At 55.3% G+C, this 664-nt stretch carries 1 protein-coding gene; it reads left to right on the forward strand.

Annotated elements, in window-relative coordinates; all coding sequences use genetic code 11:
• Window positions 1-54: 54 nt before the first annotated feature.
• Window positions 55-246 carry a Rop family plasmid primer RNA-binding protein gene (locus R2R70_RS18860; RefSeq protein ID WP_000165985.1) on the forward strand — a complete coding sequence of 64 codons (192 nt, stop codon included), beginning with the start codon at window positions 55-57 and terminating at the stop codon, window positions 244-246.
• Window positions 247-664: the final 418 nt, after the last annotated feature.

A 664-nucleotide genomic window follows, 5' to 3' on the forward strand; every position in this document is an offset into this window, starting at 1 on the left:
TTCATCGGTATCATTACCCCCATGAACAGAAATCCCCCTTACACGGAGGCATCAGTGACCAAACAGGAAAAAACCGCCCTTAACATGGCCCGCTTTATCAGAAGCCAGACATTAACGCTTCTGGAGAAACTCAACGAGCTGGACGCGGATGAACAGGCAGACATCTGTGAATCGCTTCACGACCACGCTGATGAGCTTTACCGCAGCTGCCTCGCGCGTTTCGGTGATGACGGTGAAAACCTCTGACACATGCAGCTCCCGGAGACGGTCACAGCTTGTCTGTAAGCGGATGCCGGGAGCAGACAAGCCCGTCAGGGCGCGTCAGCGGGTGTTGGCGGGTGTCGGGGCGCAGCCATGACCCAGTCACGTAGCGATAGCGGAGTGTATACTGGCTTAACTATGCGGCATCAGAGCAGATTGTACTGAGAGTGCACCATTGCGGTGTGAAATACCGCACAGATGCGTAAGGAGAAAATACCGCATCAGGCGCTCTTCCGCTTCCTCGCTCACTGACTCGCTGCGCTCGGTCGTTCGGCTGCGGCGAGCGGTATCAGCTCACTCAAAGGCGGTAATACGGTTATCCACAGAATCAGGGGATAACGCAGGAAAGAACATGTGAGCAAAAGGCCAGCAAAAGGCCAGGAACCGTAAAAAGGCCGCGTTG

Origin of the sequence: Cobetia sp. SIMBA_158, from assembly GCF_046566945.1 — a bacterium.
Lineage (GTDB): Bacteria > Pseudomonadota > Gammaproteobacteria > Pseudomonadales > Halomonadaceae > Cobetia > Cobetia amphilecti.